The organism is Streptomyces sp. NPDC111802, assembly GCF_055634335.1.
In genome coordinates this window covers 1-6211 of sequence record NZ_JBVKCZ010000127.1, presented here as the reverse complement: position 1 = coordinate 6211, position 6211 = coordinate 1, and the positions used below count along the sequence as shown (strand labels likewise).

At 67.1% G+C, this 6211-nt stretch carries 4 protein-coding genes and 1 pseudogene; 2 read left to right on the top strand and 3 right to left on the bottom strand.

The window, feature by feature from the left end:
- Nucleotides 1-298: 298 nt before the first annotated feature.
- Nucleotides 299-1756 carry an NF041680 family putative transposase gene (locus ACZ7NC_RS44125; protein WP_471497743.1) on the bottom strand — a complete coding sequence of 486 codons (1458 nt, stop codon included), beginning with the start codon at nucleotides 1754-1756 and terminating at the stop codon, nucleotides 299-301.
- Nucleotides 1757-2128: 372 nt separating this feature from the next.
- On the opposite strand from ACZ7NC_RS44125, the pseudogene ACZ7NC_RS44120 reads away from it, so the two are divergent.
- Together ACZ7NC_RS44120 and ACZ7NC_RS44115 are read left to right on the top strand one after the other, a co-directional pair.
- Nucleotides 2129-2999 (top strand): annotated as a pseudogene (locus ACZ7NC_RS44120) (IS5 family transposase).
- A gap of 258 nt (nucleotides 3000-3257) precedes the next feature.
- Entirely contained in the window at nucleotides 3258-3539 is a 282-nt protein-coding gene (locus ACZ7NC_RS44115) for a hypothetical protein (RefSeq protein ID WP_471497741.1), read from the top strand.
- Between the two features lie 1111 nt (nucleotides 3540-4650).
- Here the strand turns inward: ACZ7NC_RS44115 and ACZ7NC_RS44110 are convergent.
- A complete protein-coding gene (locus tag ACZ7NC_RS44110) occupies nucleotides 4651-4893 on the bottom strand; it encodes a helix-turn-helix domain-containing protein (protein ID WP_471497739.1) in 243 nt (80 codons plus the stop codon).
- Nucleotides 4893-5378, bottom strand: coding sequence for a DUF2975 domain-containing protein (locus tag ACZ7NC_RS44105; protein ID WP_471497737.1), 486 nt, complete (start codon nucleotides 5376-5378; stop codon nucleotides 4893-4895). Before ACZ7NC_RS44105 ends, ACZ7NC_RS44110 begins: the two co-directional genes overlap by 1 nt.
- Between the last annotated feature and the right edge of the window lie 833 nt (nucleotides 5379-6211).

Below are 6211 nucleotides of genomic sequence, written 5' to 3'. Positions count from 1 at the left end.
ACCAGATACGACAAGACCGCCACCTCCTATGAAGCGGCGGTCACACTCGCGTCGTTCCTGCTCTGGGCAAGATCCCTTTGAAGACGGACCCTAGTGCTGGCCGTTGACGTGAGCAACTTGCCCCGGTCAGACGCCCCGACCAGCCCAGACCGTCTGTTCTGCCACGTGTATGGCCGGTCGAGCCATCGCAGTGACCAGTTGACGCCGAACCGAACGGCAAACACAGTCAACACTGCGCTTCATAACGCCGTGACCTGCAAAAAGAGGATGTGACACAGCTTCTAAGCTTGTTCTTTATCTACCAAGATCTGCCTGGTCTGCCGATGGCTTTGAGGGTCTCGGGGCGTTTGACGGTCTTGCCCACGTCGTAGCGGGGCGCGGGACGGTGATTCTTACTCCCGGGCGGCCGTCCGGGACCGGTGCCACGAGGTTGGGGAACACGGGCCGGGCAGAGCAGGTGGGCTCGGATGTTCCTGAACCCCCGGCGGACCCGGGCCGGGGTGAGGCGTTCGGGCTTGGCCGGCTTCTCCCAGGGCCGACGGAGATCGGCGGCCAGCGGCCGGGCGAGGCGGAGCTGGGTGTGGGCGACGACCAGGAGCCAGGTCCAGCGGTCCGCCGCCTCGGGGGTACGGATCTTCGGAGTGGTCCAGCCGAGCGTCTGCTTTCCGAACCTGAAGGTGTGTTCAAGATCGAACCTCCTGAGGAACACCTGCCAGCACAGGTCCACGTCCGCCGGGGCGGCGCCGGTCTTGGAGGACCACAGCCAGACTGGCGGGGCGTCCCGGTCTTTGGAGAGGTGCTCAACCTTGAGGCGGACCAAGGTGCCCTCCATGATGGGAAGTTCACCGTCGTGCTCCAACCAGGCCGAGCGGTGGGTCAGTCTCGGGTGGACCCGGTCCCACGCCTGGGCTTCGGCCTTGCCGTAGTTCACGGTGTCGGTGGCCGTGGTGATCACCGCCTCGGGCCAGGTCTCCGGTTTGGCGAAGCGGAACTCCGGCCCGTGCTTGGGCGGGTGGCCACCGCGGGGGTGGGCGCGATGGAACTCCTCACGCGAGGGTGCCGGACAGCGCATCACCCGGTCCGAGCGGACCCTGCCGACCAGTTCGACGGGAAGATCCCGCAGGACCCAGGCCAGGCGGGTGACGTCATAGCCGGCGTCCATAACGATCGTGATGGCCGGGCCCGAGGGCGTCCACTGGCCGGCCGCGATGAACCGCTCGACCACGGCGCGGAGCTGGGCGGCGGTGACCGCGGTCGCATCGTCCTCGGGCCCGAGCCGGACCACATCCAAGATCGACGTCCACGAGGTGGCCCCGGGCTCAAGAACGGTGACGAAGGAGTAGGGCCAGCCCGGGATGAACTGGGAGGCGGACTTCGCCCGGCCATAGACATGGCAGAACAGCCGGTCCGCCGAGCATGGCGCGTCCGAACGAAGCCACGGAGATACGTCGACCGCGAGCACCAGGCGCCCGCCCTCGAACCGCGGCAGGGGCATGTCGGCCAGCAGGGTTCGCAACCCGCCGACGTCGATCCGGCCGCGATTGAGGGCTCCGTATAACGCGCCGTGACCACGACGGTGCTCGGGCACCAGCGTCAGGTCCACCGGCGAGAGGACCGGCCCGTCGGCGCACAGCAGTGCATCGGTCAGCTCGAACAGTTCGTCACGTCGAGCGGTCAGACACTCGTAGAACTGGCCCCGGAAGCGTGACGCTTCAGCGAACGCTTCGCGCCGGACATCGCGGCACACCACACTCATGACAACGGCCTTCGGTTGATCCCGTACCTCTGTGACGGAGCACAGGATCAAGCGAAGGCCGCCCTCACGTCCGGTGAATGCCCAGGTGAGCGACGTAGTTCGAGTCGCCATTCGAGGTCGGAAGAAAAAGAACAAGCTAAGAGGTCGTTTTCATCCGTAGTGCGGTGCTATTTCCGCTATTGCGCCCACTGATGAACTGGTTCGGGTGGGGCGTCCGGGCTGGAGCTGCCTGCAGAGGTGGGTGGTGTGACATTTGGGGCAGGAGTCGGCCTAGACTCGTCTCATTCCAAGACGCCCGTATCTGTTCCGTGCTTCGGCCAGGCAGAACACACGCCTGGGCGCACGCCCCCGACCGGCGGTATCTCCCAGGTCATGGCCGACCGTCGTGCGTATCCGAGTGATCTGTCCGATGCCCGCTGGGAGTCGATCGAGCCGGTGTTGTCCGCCTGGCGCTATGAGCATCACGGCCGGGCCCTGGGGTTCGGCCGGCCGCCCGAGCACGACCTGCGCGAGATCATGAACGCGATCTTGTACGTGGATCGCACCGGGGCCCAGTGGCGCTACCTGCCGCATGATTTCCCGCATTGGAACACGGTCTACGGCTACTTTGCCAAGTGGCAGTCGGACGGCATTTTTTGCCCAGCTCAACGGCCTGCTACGGGAGTTGGTGCGCCAACGGGAGGGCCGGAACGCGAAGCCGTCGGCGTGCGTGATCGATGCACAGAGCGTCAAGACCTCCACCAGCGTCGCCGCCGCAAGTCAGGGCACGGACAACGCCACGAAGATCACGGGCCGCAAGCGCAGCATCGTGACCGACATACTCGGCCTGCTGCTCACGGTGCTGGTCACCGCGGCCAGCGTCCAGGACTCCGTGGCCGGCACTCAGTTGCTCAGCCAGGTCGCCGCCGCTCACCCCGACCCGCGCAAGGCCTGGGTCGACGGCGGTTACCGCAAGCACTTCGTCGAGCACGCCGCCTCCCTCGGCATCGACATGGAAATCACCGCCCGCGTCCCCGGGACCAGGGGCTTCACCCCTATCCCGAAACGCTGGGCGGTCGAGCGGACATACGGCTGGCTGATGCTCCACCGCCGCCTGGCTCGCGACTACGCGACCCTCCCGGCCCGCTCCGAGGCCATGATCCACCTGGCTATGAGCGACCTGATGGCCCGCCGCCTCACCGGTGAGTCCACCATCTCTTGGCGCGACCCGACATCACCGAATCAATGCCGTATCCCGGAATGAAACGCCGGATAAAACGACCCCTAAGGGATCCCCCTGGGCGCGGCGAAGACAGGGATCGGGGCTGCGATGGGGAAACTACGGACGGTTCTGGGACCCGAGCGAGCCAACCATGAGTGACAGGGACTGCGAGCGTCGGGGCGCCGTCGCCGGCGAGCTGGCGCTGAGTATCCCCCGGTCAGGAGCGCGCCGAGGCCATCGCGCACCTGGACCGCTGCCCCACCTCCCGGTAGCACTTCGAGCAGCTGACGTTCGCGGGTGATGGACTGCTCTCTCCTGCCGGGCAGCAGGCCACCCGCCGGCTTCGAGACACGGGTGATCGACGGGTTGCGTCTGGGCCGGTCGGGGCGTCGGCGGCGACCACGGGCCGGCGTGGTGATCGCGTCCGCCGCCGCGATCGCCATCGGGTTCGGTTTCGGCGGCTGGGCCGTCGGTACGGCCATGGAGGGAGTGTCGCCTCCCGCCTCGCGGAGTTCGGAGCCGCCCGGCTCGGAGCATGGTCTGCCGACGGCGTCTCTGCAGGGTTCCGAGCACCCCCGGTAGGCCAGATCTTCGCCTATACCGGATCTCCGGGCTGGGTCAACATGTCAGTCCACCTCGGCCGGGACTGGTCCGGATCCGACGCTCAGGCCGGAGTGAGTACCCGGATGCCGGAAAGGTCAGCTGTGGACTGGAGCTTACGGACGGCACATCGGTCCACATCGGGGAGTTCGCCCTCGACGACGTCGGCCGAGGTTACCGGGGAGCCCCCACGCGAGTCGCCTGGATACGGCGTCCGGTGCCAGGCTGCTGGACGCGGACGGCTCCGTCCTGGCCACGGCCCACTTCGATGCACGGCAGCAACGGTGACCGCAGTCCACCCCACGGCCCGGTTCGGCCAGTGTCGGCAGACGCGGTGTCCGTAGTAGCCGTCGCAATTGAACTCCTTGTGGCGGTCCACGATCCGCTGAACGCACCGCGTCTCGTCTCGCTCGCAGAACCAGACCCGTCGAGTCGGGGACGGATACCCGGATGCTTCTGAGACGGTCCGAGGTCAGTGGTGACAGGGTGCCGTGTGGCGCATCCGCGTTGCGCAGGCCCCACACGCGCACACTCGAGCCCTTGCCCCAGGCGTTCAGGTTCCGCTTCGTTGCCTTCGCCCGACAGCTGGGCACTTAATCCCTGCTCGCCTGCTCGATGAGCTGACCCCGGTCTTTCCCCCACCGCATGCCGCCATTGTGGCCCCGGAGACGTCGCAGGGGGATACGCCGCCTCCATCGAGTGCCCGCAGGCACCGGCTTGACGCCCTCCCAGTGCAACGGGGGGGCGACAGGGCACGGCAGAGAAAGGCGAAGGATCCGTTTTGCATGGCCGCCGGGTATGGCCCCGGGACGCTTGCGGAGTGGTCAAAGGCAGGCGGGATCGGCGATGCTACCTCGGCAGGCACCGTCTTCCACTCGGATCACGGGGCGGCGGGAAGTTCATGATGTTGGAAGCCCGTACCTGCCATGTTCCCGCAACCTCGTCGACCTGACGGATCGTCGCGATTCGGTGTAAAGCACCTATGGCGTAGCTATGGCTGTTCGTCCAGCGACGGGACGACTGTGCTGCGGGCGATCGGCGATTCACGTCCGTGCGGTTGATGTGCCGTGTCAGGCCGGTGGTGGCAGGTGTTTCACGCCCGCTTTGGGGTACGTCGTCCGCCCGCGGCGTCCTCGGCCTCCCAGCGCAGCAGGTCGCCCGGCTGGCACTTGAGCACCGCGCAGAGCGCGGCGAGCGTCGTGAAGCGCACCGCCTTGGCGCGGCCGTTCTTGAGTACCGCCAGGTTGGCGGGCGTGATCCCTACGCGGTCCGCGAGCTCACCGACGGACATCTTCCGCCTGGCCAGCATCACGTCGATGTCGACGATGATCGGCATCAGATCACCTCGTCCAACTCGGCCTGCATCTGCGCCGCTGCGACGTCGCGCGCGACGGCCTGGGCGAGCAGCATCCGCAGCACGAGCACGATGAGTGCGACCCCCAGGATGGCCAGGCCCACCCCGCCCATGATGACGGTGACGCCAGGGTCGTCCCGCTGGCCGGGCGCATTGAGGGCGGTGACCGCGAACCACAGGAGGGCAGCCGCCACGATCGCGCCGATCACGGCGTCCACGTACCGGAAGGCGGCGTGGGAGAACACGGTTCCGCGTCGCACCATCGTCACCAGCCGCCATACGCTGACCAGGGCGACCTGGCTCGCCACCATGCCGAGGATCGTGATCACGCGCAGCGGGGTCAGCGGGAGCGACCCGTCCTCCGGGTCGGTGGCCAACACCCACACCATCAATGCCTGTACGAACACGGTGCCGGCGAACACCGCCACGAGCACGGTGCGAAGCGCACGCACTGCTAGCTTTCCCATGATCCGCCCTTCCATCGAGTTGCGACGGGAATCTATCGAATCTCGATAGATTGAACAAGGGCTGGAAGGGACGATGGCGGCGGTTCCGCACCATGAAGGGACACCGTCGCCCTGGCCCATGGCATGGCGTTCGCGCGAACCGTCTTGATCTTGTCGAAGTCGGCTTTGCTTGAGCGCAAATCGGACGCCACCCGACTACGCTAAAGGCGCGAGGCGCGAGGCGCGAGGCGCGAGTCCGGGCCAACGGGCAGCTGGTCACGGCTCGTTCTGGACAGATTGCTGCTGCGCGCCTGCGCCGCCCGGGACGCGCCGCGAACGGTCGAGCATCTCGCACCTGCAATGCGACCTGCTTGTAGCCCGGCTCACGAGACTTGTGCAGGGGCGGCGAGTGCGCTGTCAGAACAAGTTCTCCGGCGCTCCGCAGAAGGGCCAGAGCCTAGCGAGTAGCGGAACCCACGAGGACGGGGGGGTGCTGCAGTCACCAAAGGCCGAGCAGCACATGATGATCGTGGGCGACCACCGCGGCGGCGTGCGGATGGTGACCGTGAAAGGTGCGAGCTGGCCGGAGGAGCGCAGGATGCCTGCGGCCCGGCTCGGCGGATTCGCCCAGTCGCTGATCCGAACGCCGCCGCCACCGCCCGCATCGAGCAGTACTTCGGGACGGATGGCGGCTTCGGGCAGCTCCGCACCGACGAAACGGAGACATTCGGGCAGTGGCACGACACCGGCGGCAAACGGCTAGTGAGCTGGTTCGGAGATGCGTGAGCAGTAGCGGCAGATGCGGTCGATGATCTGGTCGGCGGTCTTGGTCCACTTGAACGGCCGGGCCTCGT

Bases quoted from the DNA above. Each gene is read 5' to 3' on its own strand.
- ACZ7NC_RS44110 (WP_471497739.1), bottom strand. From the start codon at position 4,893: ATGCCGATCATCGTCGACATCGACGTGATGCTGGCCAGGCGGAAGATG.
- ACZ7NC_RS44105 (WP_471497737.1), bottom strand. From the start codon at position 5,378: ATGGGAAAGCTAGCAGTGCGTGCGCTTCGCACCGTGCTCGTGGCGGTG.
- ACZ7NC_RS44115 (WP_471497741.1), top strand. From the start codon at position 3,258: ATGGACTGCTCTCTCCTGCCGGGCAGCAGGCCACCCGCCGGCTTCGAG.
- ACZ7NC_RS44125 (WP_471497743.1), bottom strand. From the start codon at position 1,756: ATGAGTGTGGTGTGCCGCGATGTCCGGCGCGAAGCGTTCGCTGAAGCG.